Below are 12,761 nucleotides of genomic sequence, written 5' to 3' on the forward strand. Positions count from 1 at the left end.
GTCGAACGGTCGTGGCGTTGGGGTAGGTCCGGCGGTGCGGTCGCGGCAGCAGGCACCGCACCGTCGGCCATGTGCTGGATGGTGGGGTGCGACTGCACGCCGGTGACGTCACCCCGTGTCGGTCAGCGGGGGTCGGGCTGCTGGGCGGGCGCGTGTGTGACACCGGTGTCGTCGGCTTTCGGCTGCGTCGCAGCCCCAGGGTGCGGTGCGGTGGGTTCGGGCAGGTTGCGGAAGAACAGCCAGCTCAGCAGGGGCATCAGGACGAGCGGCGCCAGCGCGGTCTGCAGTGACGTGGCGTCGGCGAGGCTGCCGATGACGGGACTGGCCAGGCCGCCGATGCTGACGGTCAGGCCGAGGATGATCCCACTGGCGGTACCGACCCGGGAGGGCAGGTAGTCCTGGCCGAGCGTGACCTGCAGCGAGAAGGGCACGTACAGGCTGACTGAGGCCAGCGCCACGAACAGATAGATGGCCGGGCCCGGCACCCACACCATCCCCGCGATGGCCACGGCGGTGATCAGGTACGACCAGCGTGAGACCGTCACCCGGTCCCAGCGGCTCGCCAGGCTTCCGCCCAGCACCGAGCCGATCGCGCTGCCGAGGTAGAGCACGGTCAGGGCCGCGGTGCCGGCGGCCGCGCTGCCGCCCAGGCGCTGGCGGACGTACAGCGCGATGAAGGTGCTCAGGCCGACGAACGCGATCGACCGGAAGGCTACGGCCAGGGACAGCTTCACGAAGGAGGCGATGTCGTCGCTCCGGCCGCCTCCCCGTACTGGGGCCGTCGGCCTGCCGCTGCTGTACGCAGCGCACCACGGACAGGCACAGCATGGCGCAGGCGAGGGCCGGCAGCACCAGCAGCGGCGTCCAGCTCAGTCCCCCGGGGGCCACCAAGGCGGTGACCGTGAGCGGGGCCAGCGCGAAACCGATGTTGCCGGCTGTGGAGAACCAGCCCATGGCCCGGTGACTGCCCTGGCTGGCGATCCGGGCGACGCGGGCGGATCCGGGTGGTATGCGGCCACGCCGATGCCCGAGATCGCGACGAACACCAGCGTGAGCGCGTACGAGCCGCCAAGCCCACTCAGCGCGATGCCGACACCGCCGAGCAGAGTGCTGACGGGCAGCAGCCAAGGCATGGCCCAGCGGTCGGTGAGCGCACCGAACACCGGCTGCGCCACCGAGGACAGCAGCGAGACGGCCAGCACGATGCCCGAGGCGACCGCGTAGCTGTAGGCGCGCTCCGCGATGAAGAACGGCACCAAGGCCGCCACGGCGCCTTGGTAGATGTCGACGCAGGCGTGCCCGACGGACAGCAGAGTGATCGATGTATTCCTTCGCACCCCACCATGGTCTGGACCCGCCCTCGTGTCGCGCTTCCGATAAACTGCCAAACTATGACGCAAATCCGCCATAAGTCGATCGCTCCGACGCGCACCCAGCGGTTGGCACCCGGCGGCGCGATCGACGCCCACCGGCACGACGACCACCAGATCGTCTATGCCGGCCGGGGAGTGCTGGCCGTCACGACCAGCGCAGGCTCCTGGGTCGCCCCGGGCACCCGCGCCATCTGGGTGCCGGCCGGCATCGTCCATGCCCACCAGGCCCACGGGCAACTCGAACTGCATCTGGTGGGTCTGCCCGCGACCGACAACCCACTCGGCCTCGACGCACCGACCGTACTGGCCGTCGGCCCGCTGCTGCGTGAACTGATCATCGCCTACACCCACACACCCGACGACGACAGCCCGGAACGGACCCGGATGCGCGCGGTCCTCCTCGACCAGCTGCGGGCCTCCCCCCAGGAGCCGCTGCACCTGCCCACACCGGCCACGCCCCTGCTGCGCACACTGTGCGAGATCCTGCTGACCGATCCGGCCGACCCCCGCACTCTCGCCGAGCTGGGCCGCCAGGTCGGGGCGAGTGATCGCACTCTGTCCCGGCTGTTCCGCAGCGACCTCGGCATGACCTTCCCCCAGTGGCGCACCCAGCTGCGGCTGCAGCGCGCGCTGGTCCTGCTGGCCGAGAAGGAACAGGTGACCGCAGTGGCACACCGATGCGGCTGGTCATCGGCCAGCGCGTTCATCGACGTCTTCCGACGCACCTTCGGCCACACACCAGGCGCCCATCCGACAGGCTGACCCGCGAGCCGGCCGGCCGCGGATTGTTCAGCGCGATGCCGAAGTCCTTCGGTGCGAGAGGGGGTCACGGCGCTGCGGGCGAGGACGCGGCGCCGGCGGGCGTACGGGGGCGGGGCACCGTGGCGGACAGCAGGTCGAGCCGCTTGTTCATGTCGAGGCGGAACGTGCCGTAGGGGTTGATGTTCGACCAGAACAGCGCGGTCAGTCCGCGCCGGTCCTCGGGCGTGAGCCTCGATGCCCAGGCGGGTTCGGCAGGGACCTGCTGGAGCAGGAGCGTGTTGATGTGCACGAGGCTCGACTGCAGGAGATGGAGCGCAAGCATGCTGGTCTCGGCGTGCTCCTTGTCCGGGCCGGTCAGGGCGCCGTCCTTGCCGTAGTGGAGCACGGTGTTCGCCGAGTTCCAGTTCTCCACGACCTGGAGGCCGCCGTGGATCTCGCGGCGCAGGTCGGGGCCGGCGAGGTAGTCGCACGCGAAGATCGTGCGCACGGCGCGGCCGAGTTCTTCCAATGCCTGGTAGGTGGGGTGCTTGGGGCCGCCGCGGGTGACGCGCCGCAGCACCTGCTCGGCCTCTGCCGTGCCTAGATGATCTATTCCAAGGGGTCAGTGATCGTAGGCGGTCAGTGAGCGGGGGATCGGTTGTCCGGTCTGGTCGTTGTGCCAGATCGCGGCAGTCAGGGCGAGGATGCGCTGCAGAACGCGGACGGTCACGCCTGCGGGGGTGTGGCCGCCGTGCTGTTCCAGGTCGAGCTGGCCCTTGAGGGTGTCGTTTGACCGACTCGATCAGCTGCCGTAGCGGCTTGAGCAGATTTGTTCCGGCCCGTGGGGTCTCACCCTTGCGGGCCGGGCGCAGCAGCCGTACGCCCTGCTCTGCCAGCTGCTGCTCGAACTGGCGACCGTAGTAGTTCTTGTCCGCGAGCAGGGTCTGGCCCGGCCGGGCGTGGAGCAATTCGGGTTCGGTGGCGAAGATGTAGAGCAGGACCTCGCGCTCGACTGCCTTGGCCCCAGCCAGGGCAAAGGCAACCGGCAGGCCGTGCGGGGTGCAGATCAGGTGCAGTCGCAGGCCCCAGAAGAACCGGCTGTGGCTGGCGCAGTAGCCGTACTCGGCCCAGCCAGGTCGGAGCGTTTGACGGTCTCCTTGGAGCGGCCGCATTCCACCGGGGTGGAATCCACGATCCACACGTCGTCGCTCCACAGCGCGGTGTCGGTGGCCAGGACGCGGATGGTGCGGCGGATCAGCGATGCCGCCGCCCTCAGGCGCTTGTTGTAGCCGGGTTGCTGGGGCAGGTAGGGGAACAGGTGGCGCAGGTGGGCGCGGGTGTGGCGCAGCCAGCGGGCCTCGCTGGTGAAGCCGAGCAGGGCCTGCATCACCGCCAGAGTGACCAGTTCAGCGTCGCTGAGTTTGGGTGCTATGCCCACCTTCGGTCGCCACGGGCCCAGGTGCGGAGCCGCTTTCAGTAGGTCGTCGGTTCTCACGTAGAGTGCGGTCGCGAGGGTGTCCAGGTTGTTCGTCACACAACGATCTTGGACACCCTCGTTCACGTCTCTACGGACACCCCTTGGAATAGATCATCTAGGCGGAGCGCGGTGGCGTACTTGACCATCTGGTCGTACTGCTGGGCGATCAGGTCCCAGCGGATTGCGCGGGTCAGCGAGGCGCCGAGCGCGGGCCAGCCGGGCGGGGTGTCATCGGGCCGGTACAGGCGGATGCTGCCGATGCTCTTCAGCCGCGGCGTAGGCGGAAGTTGAGCAGCTCGGTGAAGGCGAACCCGACCACGCTCGCGCCGTGCGTGTCGACGTAATTCGACTCGATCTCGGCGTCCGTGCAGTGCCTGAGCAGACCCTCGATCATCGCCGCGACTTCGGACGACGAACAGGACTTGAGCTGGGAGTAGATGCAGACGTTCTTCCGCTCCACGTGCCAGTAGATCATCACGCCGTTGCCGCCGTAGCGGGCGTGGTACTCGGTCATGAAGTTCGACGACCAGGAGCCGAACTTCTTCGAGTCCGACGCGCACGCCGTGCCCTGACCCCACCAGGCGGCATCCCGCGCGGCGAAGGTGGCATTGACCAGCTTGGTGACGGCGGCGCGCAGGTTGTCGACGGTGATGAAGTGCCGACGCACATGCCGCAGCGCGGCCTCGCTCTCGCTGTGCTCGCCCGTCGACACGATCGCGCGGATGCCCATGTTCGTGCCCAGCGCGAACAGCGCCAGCAGCAGGCGGCGCTGAAGGACATCGCGGTCGATGCGCTCGTAGGCGGCGACCGAGGAGAACTCGTCGGTGAAACCGGTGTCGAAGTCGGCGTTCTTGAACACATCCAGCAGGTCCAGAACGCCCCAGCGGCGTACGAGTTCGTCCTTGAGTGCCTGAAGCCCGGTGGGCTCGTCCAGCTTCTCCAGCTTGGGAACGGTGATCCACGGCTCCCCGTGCCGGGTGGTGACCTTCACCCCGCCCGCCGAGCCGTCCGCGAACGCCGCCGACAGCCGGTCCAGACCGTCCGTCATCCGCTGCTGGACACCGGTGATGAACGCCGCGGGGTCCATGGGCTGGCGGATCGCCGCGTAGTGCACGGTACGAGCTGCCTCGAAGTCGCCGGGCAGGTCGTCCTCGGGGTTGCGCCACCGGGCTGCCCCGTCGGTGTAGATCTCGCGGCGCCGGATCGCGTCTCGCAGCGCGACCAGCACGCACAGCTCGTACGGGATCCGCTCGATGCGGCTCTTTTCGTCGACGACCGCCTCGCGCCAGTCCTTGCGTACGACGCCGTCCATCGGCACCGCGTCGCCCATGTCGTAGAAGCGGGTCTTGCCGTCGACGTCGGCGTACTTCGCAAGGAGAGCGAGCGCGTCCATCACCGGCCGGTAGGCGGTGTTGTTGCAGTGAAAGCCCAGCGTGCTCAGCAGCGGCGGCAGCATCTGCCGGTAGTACGAGCTGTACGAGGAGCGCAGCGTGGTGCGGACCTTGGCCATGAACACCTTCACGTTCGCCTTCGCCTCCGCGACCAGGTCGCGCAGCGTTTTCTCCCCGACCACCGGATACAGGGCGGTACGTACGGTCTCGTCGGGCTGGCCGATCGCCGCGTCGGCCAGGCGGAAGAGGATGCCCTCCTTGCCACGGACCTTCTTCAGCTCCGCGGTCAGCTGCTTCTCCACCCGCCGCTCGGCACGGGCGTTGATCTTCTGCACCAGCGACCAGCAGATCCACCAGGGCATCGGTGATCTCCGACTGCCGGGACGAACACAGTGCCGCAAGCAGCGTGATCCGTACGTCCTCGCTCGTGTCGCGGAAGTCCGAGGGGTACATCTTGATCGCCCGGGCCCGCCACGCGGCGCGCACCTTCTCCGAGCAGTCGGTGAACAGGTCCTCGGGCAGGCCGAGTCTGCGGACGTCGTTCAGCTTGGTGATCTCGGTGAGCAGGGAGTCCAGGCCGACCGTGCCCGGGTCGCGCTTGAGCGCGGCCAACAGCGCGGTGCCACTCTCGTCGTCCTCGGCGACCAAGCCCAGCAGTCGATCGGCGCCGGCCACGCCCAGGCGTTGGACGGTCCGCGCACAGAACGCCTCCTCCGCCCGGGTCTGCGCTGCGGTGATGATGCGGTCGATCCGGCCCGGCGGCTTGATGTGGTCCTCGCGGCACTGCACGAGCAGGGCCTCGATCAGCCGGTCCTCGACCAGCTCGACCGGGCACACCTCGCAGGCCAGCCAGGCGATCAGACGTTCCTCGTCCGCCCGGGTGGAAGGCCGGAATCCCAGGGCCTCGCGGATCTGGTTGCGGTGGTACTCGGCGGTCCGCCCCGCCAGGCACGGGGGTGGTCAGCATCGGCTCCGGCAGTGTCCATGTCACCTCCCATCCCTTCCACCCGCCATGTCCGCCACCCGAGTGGCTCATACTGCTGGCCATGACGTCCCCGCTCGGCACCCGTGTATACGTGATGACCGTCGCGTTGCTGGCGTGCGTGGTGAGTAGTGGAGCCTGCTTCGGCTTTGTCCTGGACGGCTGGGCGGGGGCCGTGGTGGGCGCGGTTACCACCGCCCTGGGCGCGGGATTCGGAATGCTTGCCCGCCCCCGGCCCGCGGTGACCTCCGTCCAGGCCGTGGGCGACGGCTATGCGGAAGGGATCGCCGACACGGTCCTGTTGAGCATCGCGATGTACGAGGCTGCGGTCTTCCCGCTGACCTCTGACGGGGTGAGCGATGAGGAACAGGAGGCACGTCGCACCGTCGCGTACCGGCTCTGCGCCTATGACGGCCTGCCCCGTTCCGTTCGGGTGTCGGCGGCCGCCGCGCTGGAGGCCCTTGACGACGGCCTGGACGCCGAACGTGCCCGAGCCGCGGTGAAAGACCTGTCACTCGCGGTCTACGACTCCCGCGGCAACCGTCACCCGGGTCCCGAGTTTCGCTGATCCGGCACAGCCATCACGTCTCGAACAGGCCCGGTCAATCTGCGCCGTGATGACGCCAACGCTCCGCCGCTGTCTGCGAACGTGCTGGACTGGTGGCGTCCCGTACGCAACTCCAGAGGAGGGGCCATGGGCGAGGTCGCCACGGCCGTGTCCGACGAAGCGTTCGCCGCACTTGCCGAGAACCTGGGACACATCCTGGAGACCCGCGCGCTGCTGTGCGTCATCGCGCCGGAGGACGTCCAGCGTGAGGCCGTGGTGGAGGCCGCTCTCAGCCGCTGCAACGGGGCCGACCCCGTCGTGGTGACGACCGCAGCACCGAGGACCCTGGCGGCGCTCCTGGACGCGTTCCACGCCGCTCTGCACCTCGGTGCCCGGCCGCGACGGCTGGCCGACGCGCAGCAGGCTGTCGAGAACGAACTCGCGCGGCGCTCCTGGCCGGTGGTGGTCGTACGCGATGCCCATCTGCTGCGGACCGAGGCCCTGCTGCACGTCTACGGGGTGTGGAGCCTGTTCCAGGAGCGTGAGCGCCGGATGCCCGTCGTCCTGGTGGGACCCGAGCGGATCCGATCCGTGCTGCGCCGGCCGTCACTCGCCAGCCTGGAGAGCTGCGTCTTCATCTGGCACCGCCTCACCCCGTGAACGCACAAGACCCCGGGCCTCGACAGGCCCGGGGTCCAGTGGGGAGCGGTCGGAGGCCGTCTCAATAGTCGTCCCGATCGGAGGGCGGTCCGAACTGCTCGATGATGTCGCAGGTGCAGGCGCCGCCCTCGTACACCGTCTTGTCGCACTCGTCATGGTGGTGCCGTACCGGCGGCCGCTTCGGCGGGGCGACAGCCTTGGGCGGAGCGGGACGCTGGTCGGCTCCGGACCGGGCGGCGGCCCTGAGCTCGTTGTCCACGACGGCGGAGGCGATCTCATCCTTGCGCCACTGCTCAGGGGAGTTGTGGCGCACTAGACCGCCCGCGTAGGCGATGCGCAGCAGTTCGGCTTTGGTGTGCTTCCGTGTCAGCTCGGTGAGTCGCTTCATGGGCGCCAGGCCGCGGGCCGCCTCGGCTTCGCGCTCTTCGTCCGTCATCGTGTCGTCGGCGTCGCGGTGCTCCGGCACGGGCGTCTCCGTGTGCGCCGGCTGCTCAGAATGCGATGTGCCGGTTTTGTGTCAGTGGGTGGGTGTCAGTGACGGCACATCAGAGCTGGGTGTTTTCGATGGTCGGGCGTTGAGGAAGGGCGTGGTCACTGTCGTGGGGCGGTTTCTGTAGCGGCGTGGCTGTCATGGGGCGGTACACCCCGCCCCGTGTCTCTGTCTCGGGAACGGCACTTCTGATCCTTCCGAGGACTGCGCGGCGGCACGGTGGTCGGTGTCGGTTTCCGCAGGCGGGAGAGCGTGGGTGGGGGAGCCGGGCGCGTGGGGTGAGGTCGCGGCGGGGTTGAGGGTGTCCAGGCCGGTGCTGGTTGCGCGGTTGCTGGAGCTCGATGCGGCCGGGGCGTTGACGACGGCGCATGTGCGTGCGGGTGCCCAGGTCGGCGGGGTGAATGTGCGCACGGTGTGGCGCTGGCTGGAGGCGGCGCGGACGGAGGGCCGCGTGGAGCGCAGGCCGCGGGCCCGGCTGGAGTTGTCCGACCAGGCGTGGGAGGTGCTGGCGCAGGCGGGCGGGAACGTGGCGGCGCTGTACCGGTACCTGAAGGAGGCCGGGGGCGAGGTGCCTTCGCTGGCGTCGTTGCACCGGGTGGTGCGCAGGGACCTTCAGGCCGGCAGAGTCCTGCCGGACCGCGCGGTGGTACGGCGGGAGCGCGAAGAGCAGCAAACGCGGCACGCCCTGTCTGACCTCGCCCTGGCCCGGCCGCGTGAGGGTGGCGCGGAGAAGGAGAAGACGTCTGCGCCCTCGCGTCTCGTATCAGAGGCGACTGGGGGCTTGCCAGTGGGGGAGGGCGGTGCGCCGGCGGGTGTGGCGTTGCCGGCGGGCGCCCGGCTGGTGTGGACGTCGTCGGTGCGGGCGGTGGCCGAGGCGGTCGGGCAGGCGATGGCGACCCAGGGCGCGGTGTGTGTGTTCGGCGACCCGGGCCGGGGCAAGACCGCCGCCGTGCGGATGGCGCTTAGCGAAGTGCCCCCGGGCTGGAAGGTGACGTGGGTGCCAGTACCGGTGCGCCCGTCGGTGGCCGGCATGAGGCGTGCGGCATTCGACGCGCTGGCGCTGGCGGGCCGCTTCCCGCATACGTCTGCGCTGGCCGACGCCGCGGTCACGGGGGCCTTGAGTGAGGCGCGGGTGATGGTGGTCGATGAGGCGCAGCGCCTGCCCGTGCCGTGCCTGGAGTACCTGCAGAGCCTGTGGGACCACCCCGGCACGCGGATCATGCTGGTGCTGTGCGGGGCGGGCAGCGAGCGGGCGCTGGCCCGGCTGCCGCAGCTGGCATCGCGTATCGGCGCATGGCAGGAGGTTCCACGCTTGACCGGAGCGGAAGTGGCGACCGTGGTGAGCGGCTTCCATCCGCTGTGGCGCACCGTACCGGCCCAGGATCTGACGTGGATCGACCGGTCGTGCGCGCACGGCACGTTCCGCACGTGGGCCGCTTTGACTGCGCACCTGCAGAACGCGCTGCTCACCATCGCTGATGCATCCATCGACCGGGCCTTGCTGAGGCGGCTGTTCCAGCGGGTCGCGCCGCCACTGTGAACGGAGCGCTCCTGCAAGAGACGGGAGGGCGATCGCATGCTCCCGGCCACCGGCAAGCACACGACGTCCCACTCGCGTGAGGGGAGCTGACATGAAGGACGGCGACGCCATCCGCAAAGACGGCGGATTGCCTGCGGCGTCGAGGACGGCGCTGCGCGGTCCGGCCGTGCGGCGGCTGCTCGCCCCCGGGCAGGTAAGAAGCTGACAGCAGTCCACGTACGGGTGCGCTTGGAGTGTCGGAGCGCACGGTGTGGCGATGGCTGGCCACCGCTCAGAGCGATGAGACCGCAGCCGCCAACCCCGGCGCACGCTCCCAGACCGACGCGAGGTTCACGATCACGCCTGAAGTCCGTGGACTGTTGGCGCTGTGGAAGGGGAACGTGCGGGCGGTCCACCGCGAACTGGTCCTGCGTGCTGCCAGGCAGTCTCCGCCTGCAGACGCACCGTCGCTGACGACGCTGCACCGGGCGATCCGCCGTGATCTGACGCCGGGGGAGCGGGCCGGACTTGCGGGAGGGGAGCGGGCGGCGCGCAAGCACGACGTATTCCTGGCCCGGCCGCGTGGCTGGCGCAACCAGGTGTGGGAGACCGACCACATGCAGGCCCCGGTGCTGGTCGACGTCGAGGGCAAGGCCCGCAGGCCATGGATCACCTGGTTCACCGACTGCGCGACGAACGCGATCACCGGCGTCGCGGTCACGCCAAGAGACCCGTCGCGGGAGTCGGTGCTGGCCGCGCTGCGCTCCGCGGTCCTGCGTGAGGAACCCTACGGCCCGTTCGGCGGCGTGCCCGAGAAGGTACGGGTGGACCGTGGCAAGGACTTCCTGTCCCGGACGGTGACCGCAGCGTTCGATCTCCTCGACGTGACGGTGGAGGACCTGCCCGCCTACACCCCCCACCTCAAGGGCACCGTGGAAGGCCTCAATCGGGCGGTGGAGAGCATGTTTCTGGCCGCGCTGCCCGGCTATGCCCGCCAGCCGCGCCCCGGCAAACGGGCTTCTCGCCCGAAGGACGAGGTGCTGCTCGGCTTCGAGGACTTCACCGCCCGGCTGCTGGCCTGGACACTCTGGTGGAACACCGAGCACCGCCCCTCACCGTTGCAGGGCAAGACTCCGCTTCAGGCGTGGCAGGACGATCCCGCCCCGCTGCGGGACGTGCCGGCCGCGGATCTGTGGACGTTCACCCTGGAAGACGCCGGCACCCGCACGCTGACCACCCGCGGTGTCCGCTTCAGGAAACGCGACTACGTGGGGCCGTGGATGACCGGCCAGGCCGGGATCCAGGTCCGTATCCGCTTCATGCCCCACCACGACCACCGCATCGAGGTCTACCACGCGGCCACCGGCTGCTACTTGGGCCCTGCGGACCTGGCCGATCAGGCCACCGAGGAACAGCTCCGCGCGGTACGGCGGGCACGGTTCGCCCGCACCCGCCGCCTGAAGAAGGACCTGGAGGTTTCGCAGCGCGAGCGCTACGCCGCCGTGAACCAGCCCGAGGCACCTCAGCGGCTCGGCGCGCTGACGACCGCGCAGGCCGAGGCCGAACTCGCCCAGACTGCCGACTCCGACCTCGCGCAGCTCGCGATGCCGGACCTCATCCCGCCCGCCGCGCCCCCGGCAGACTGGCGCACCCCTGCTTCCCTGGCCGCGCTGACCACGCCAGGCCCGCCCGTCCGGCACCCGTACGGCCATGATGGCGCTTCCGCCCCGGACGGCCGCGACGGGTGGGCCGCACCTCCCACCACCGACGAAGACGGAGACGCCTCGTGACCGCGGCCACCTACCAGTACGTCGACCTGCCCGATGCGTCCGTGGTCACCACCCGGGCCCTGCTGGCCGCCCGGGAGAACATCACCGACACGGTCGCCGCCCGCGCCATGATGTGCATCCACGGCGGGGCCGGCTTCGGCAAGACCCTCGCCGTCAACATCTGCCTGCGCGCACTCGAGCCCGGCGAGGACGTCCGCAAGATCACCTTCCGGGCCCGTCCCACCGCCCGAGCGGTGCGCTACGAACTGTTCACTGCGTTCGACCTGGCCGGTGAACCACCGCGCCACCCCAGCGAGTTCGACCGCCTGCTGAAGACCGCCCTGGCCGAACGCCCCCGCACTGTGGGTTCTCGTCTTGTCTCAGGTGCGTGAGATTGGCAGCTGCTCTGGTGGCTCGGTTCCCTGTCCATGCATGAGATTGATCTTGGTCTTAGCTGTCTGGCTGATGACCTGCACGTTTGACGGCATGTGCGCCCTTGGTCTGAAGCGTTGAAGGGCTTGAGCAGCGCTACCTGAACTTGTTTGAGATTCCCTGAGGTTGTTGAGAACCTCTATGTCGGTGGGCGTTGTCATAGCAGCGGCAGCCGCCGCGAAGGCTTCGAGCGGGTACGCGACATCGTCACCCGCCATCGCCGCGCTTGGGCGCAGGTCCCCTCCGCTCGCCTCCACCGGCACATGCCGACTGGCTGGCGTACGACACCTCCGGACGGGCATGTGCCTCTGCGAGTGCTCCGCGAACGACACCAGGGCATCAAGTTGACGGCGAGTCGACACCTCCCGACTCCTGGCGCGCACGGGCAGGCTGCTGATCTCTGCTCTGGTGGCCGCGAGGTCTCCGGGGCGAGGATCATGGCGGGTCTTCAAAGTTGCGCGGTGCGGAGGTGTCCGCGGGCTCGGCGAGTGGTGACACAAGACGTGCGCCGCCTGTTGCCCTAACGGACGGACTCCCGGACTTCGCCGAGACGGCGAACAGGTTCGGCCCGTGAAGAGTCCGACCGGGCGCGGACCAGCGCATCAGCCTGCCTAATACCAGAATCAGAAGTCGCCGTTGGCGTTTAAACTGGTCGCTGGTCCACAGTGTCCGCATGTGCGATTCCCCCCGCCTCAGTGCAGACGCTGGCAACTCCGGCCCAAACCGCGTGGTCACCCCAACACCAGAAGCTTTCCGCCTTGCCCGTGCAGAGGGCAATGACCGGTTGCGCAGTGGTGGCTCGATCTTCGAGTCGTTCTTCGCCCTCGACGGCGCGGCCTACACCTCCGGCGCATTGCCCACAGCGACCAAGGAGCTGCTCGGCCTCGTCGTGTCCGTGATCAAGGACTGCGAGGAGTGCGTCTACTATCACCTGGAACGCTGCGACGAGGAGCAAGTCAGCCAGGACCAGGTACTCGAAACTCTGCAGATCACCCTCGTAGGCGCCGGGTCGGTCACCGTTCCGCTGCTTCGCAAGGCTGTCACCTTCATGTCCAAGCTCCCCCGCCTCGGCAGGGCCGATCACGAGGCCTGAGCGCTGCTGCGCCGCCGTTGTAGGGTCTTCAAAATTGAGCGTGTGCCTCGTCTCGGTTACTGACGTGGTGTCACGTTATGTGGCCGTGATGGTGGTGATCGTCCCCTGGACGCAGAGCGCCCGTGGGCCTGCGTGATCATTTCTGTTCTCGACGCAGAACGATCATGCAGGAGCCACGGGCTTGGTCAACGACACGACGTTGCTGCTCGACCTGGACGGGGTGTCCGTCGTGCGGGTCGAGCGGTTCGAGTCAAAACCGCAGCCTGACCCCGAGCGAACCTACGCGG

11 protein-coding genes and 2 pseudogenes are annotated in these 12,761 nt (G+C 69.2%); 7 read left to right on the forward strand and 6 right to left on the reverse strand.

Annotated elements, in window-relative coordinates; translation table 11 throughout:
• Nucleotides 1–122: 122 nt before the first annotated feature.
• Nucleotides 123–1,337, reverse strand: a pseudogene (locus tag ACIBBH_RS36350) (MFS transporter).
• 54 nt (nucleotides 1,338–1,391) lie between these two features.
• Between ACIBBH_RS36350 and ACIBBH_RS36355 the strand changes: the two are divergent.
• Nucleotides 1,392–2,135 carry an AraC family transcriptional regulator gene (locus ACIBBH_RS36355; RefSeq protein ID WP_399412196.1) on the forward strand — a complete coding sequence of 248 codons (744 nt, stop codon included), beginning with the start codon at nucleotides 1,392–1,394 and terminating at the stop codon, nucleotides 2,133–2,135.
• Nucleotides 2,136–2,199: 64 nt separating this feature from the next.
• Here ACIBBH_RS36355 and ACIBBH_RS36360 read toward each other — a convergent pair whose 3' ends face one another.
• From ACIBBH_RS36360 to ACIBBH_RS36375, 4 genes and pseudogenes are all read right to left on the reverse strand, one after another.
• A complete protein-coding gene (locus tag ACIBBH_RS36360) occupies nucleotides 2,200–2,727 on the reverse strand; it encodes a Tn3 family transposase (RefSeq protein WP_399412308.1) in 528 nt (175 codons plus the stop codon).
• Nucleotides 2,728–2,736: 9 nt separating this feature from the next.
• A pseudogene (locus ACIBBH_RS36365) lies at nucleotides 2,737–3,648 on the reverse strand (IS982 family transposase).
• Nucleotides 3,649–3,671: 23 nt separating this feature from the next.
• On the reverse strand, nucleotides 3,672–3,962 hold the full coding sequence (locus ACIBBH_RS36370) for a Tn3 family transposase (RefSeq protein WP_399412310.1): 291 nt from the start codon (nucleotides 3,960–3,962) through the stop codon (nucleotides 3,672–3,674).
• On the reverse strand, nucleotides 3,857–5,344 hold the full coding sequence (locus ACIBBH_RS36375) for a Tn3 family transposase (RefSeq protein ID WP_399412198.1): 1,488 nt from the start codon (nucleotides 5,342–5,344) through the stop codon (nucleotides 3,857–3,859). The genes ACIBBH_RS36370 and ACIBBH_RS36375 overlap by 106 nt, the downstream gene beginning before the upstream one ends.
• A gap of 684 nt (nucleotides 5,345–6,028) precedes the next feature.
• On the opposite strand from ACIBBH_RS36375, the gene ACIBBH_RS36380 reads away from it, so the two are divergent.
• Nucleotides 6,029–6,532 (forward strand): hypothetical protein, encoded by a 504-nt coding sequence (locus ACIBBH_RS36380; RefSeq protein WP_399412200.1) that lies wholly within the window; start codon nucleotides 6,029–6,031, stop codon nucleotides 6,530–6,532.
• Nucleotides 6,533–6,658: 126 nt separating this feature from the next.
• Nucleotides 6,659–7,171 carry an AAA family ATPase gene (locus ACIBBH_RS36385; protein WP_399412202.1) on the forward strand — a complete coding sequence of 171 codons (513 nt, stop codon included), beginning with the start codon at nucleotides 6,659–6,661 and terminating at the stop codon, nucleotides 7,169–7,171.
• Nucleotides 7,172–7,232: 61 nt separating this feature from the next.
• On the opposite strand, the gene ACIBBH_RS36390 is transcribed toward ACIBBH_RS36385, so the two are convergent.
• On the reverse strand, nucleotides 7,233–7,637 hold the full coding sequence (locus ACIBBH_RS36390; RefSeq protein ID WP_399412204.1) for a hypothetical protein: 405 nt from the start codon (nucleotides 7,635–7,637) through the stop codon (nucleotides 7,233–7,235).
• A gap of 337 nt (nucleotides 7,638–7,974) precedes the next feature.
• Between ACIBBH_RS36390 and ACIBBH_RS36395 the strand changes: the two genes are divergently transcribed.
• The 4 genes from ACIBBH_RS36395 to ACIBBH_RS36410 all read left to right on the forward strand — a co-directional run bounded on the left by ACIBBH_RS36395 (nucleotide 7,975) and on the right by ACIBBH_RS36410 (nucleotide 12,474).
• Nucleotides 7,975–9,201 carry an AAA family ATPase gene (locus tag ACIBBH_RS36395; RefSeq protein WP_399412206.1) on the forward strand — a complete coding sequence of 409 codons (1,227 nt, stop codon included), beginning with the start codon at nucleotides 7,975–7,977 and terminating at the stop codon, nucleotides 9,199–9,201.
• Nucleotides 9,202–9,434: 233 nt separating this feature from the next.
• Entirely contained in the window at nucleotides 9,435–10,970 is a 1,536-nt protein-coding gene (locus ACIBBH_RS36400; protein ID WP_399412208.1) for a Mu transposase C-terminal domain-containing protein, read from the forward strand.
• Nucleotides 10,967–11,341 (forward strand): hypothetical protein, encoded by a 375-nt coding sequence (locus ACIBBH_RS36405; protein WP_399412210.1) that lies wholly within the window; start codon nucleotides 10,967–10,969, stop codon nucleotides 11,339–11,341. Before ACIBBH_RS36400 ends, ACIBBH_RS36405 begins: the two co-directional genes overlap by 4 nt.
• Before the next feature lie 713 nt (nucleotides 11,342–12,054).
• A complete protein-coding gene (locus ACIBBH_RS36410; protein ID WP_399412212.1) occupies nucleotides 12,055–12,474 on the forward strand; it encodes a carboxymuconolactone decarboxylase family protein in 420 nt (139 codons plus the stop codon).
• Nucleotides 12,475–12,761 lie beyond the last annotated feature (287 nt).

Origin of the sequence: Streptomyces sp. NPDC051636, from assembly GCF_044453765.1 — a bacterium.
Classification (GTDB): Bacteria; Actinomycetota; Actinomycetes; order Streptomycetales; family Streptomycetaceae; genus Streptomyces.

Bases quoted from the DNA above. Each gene is read 5' to 3' on its own strand.
- ACIBBH_RS36355 (WP_399412196.1), top strand. From the start codon at position 1,392: ATGACGCAAATCCGCCATAAGTCGATCGCTCCGACGCGCACCCAGCGG.
- ACIBBH_RS36375 (WP_399412198.1), bottom strand. From the start codon at position 5,344: ATGCCCTGGTGGATCTGCTGGTCGCTGGTGCAGAAGATCAACGCCCGT.
- ACIBBH_RS36380 (WP_399412200.1), top strand. From the start codon at position 6,029: ATGACGTCCCCGCTCGGCACCCGTGTATACGTGATGACCGTCGCGTTG.
- ACIBBH_RS36385 (WP_399412202.1), top strand. From the start codon at position 6,659: ATGGGCGAGGTCGCCACGGCCGTGTCCGACGAAGCGTTCGCCGCACTT.
- ACIBBH_RS36410 (WP_399412212.1), top strand. From the start codon at position 12,055: ATGTGCGATTCCCCCCGCCTCAGTGCAGACGCTGGCAACTCCGGCCCA.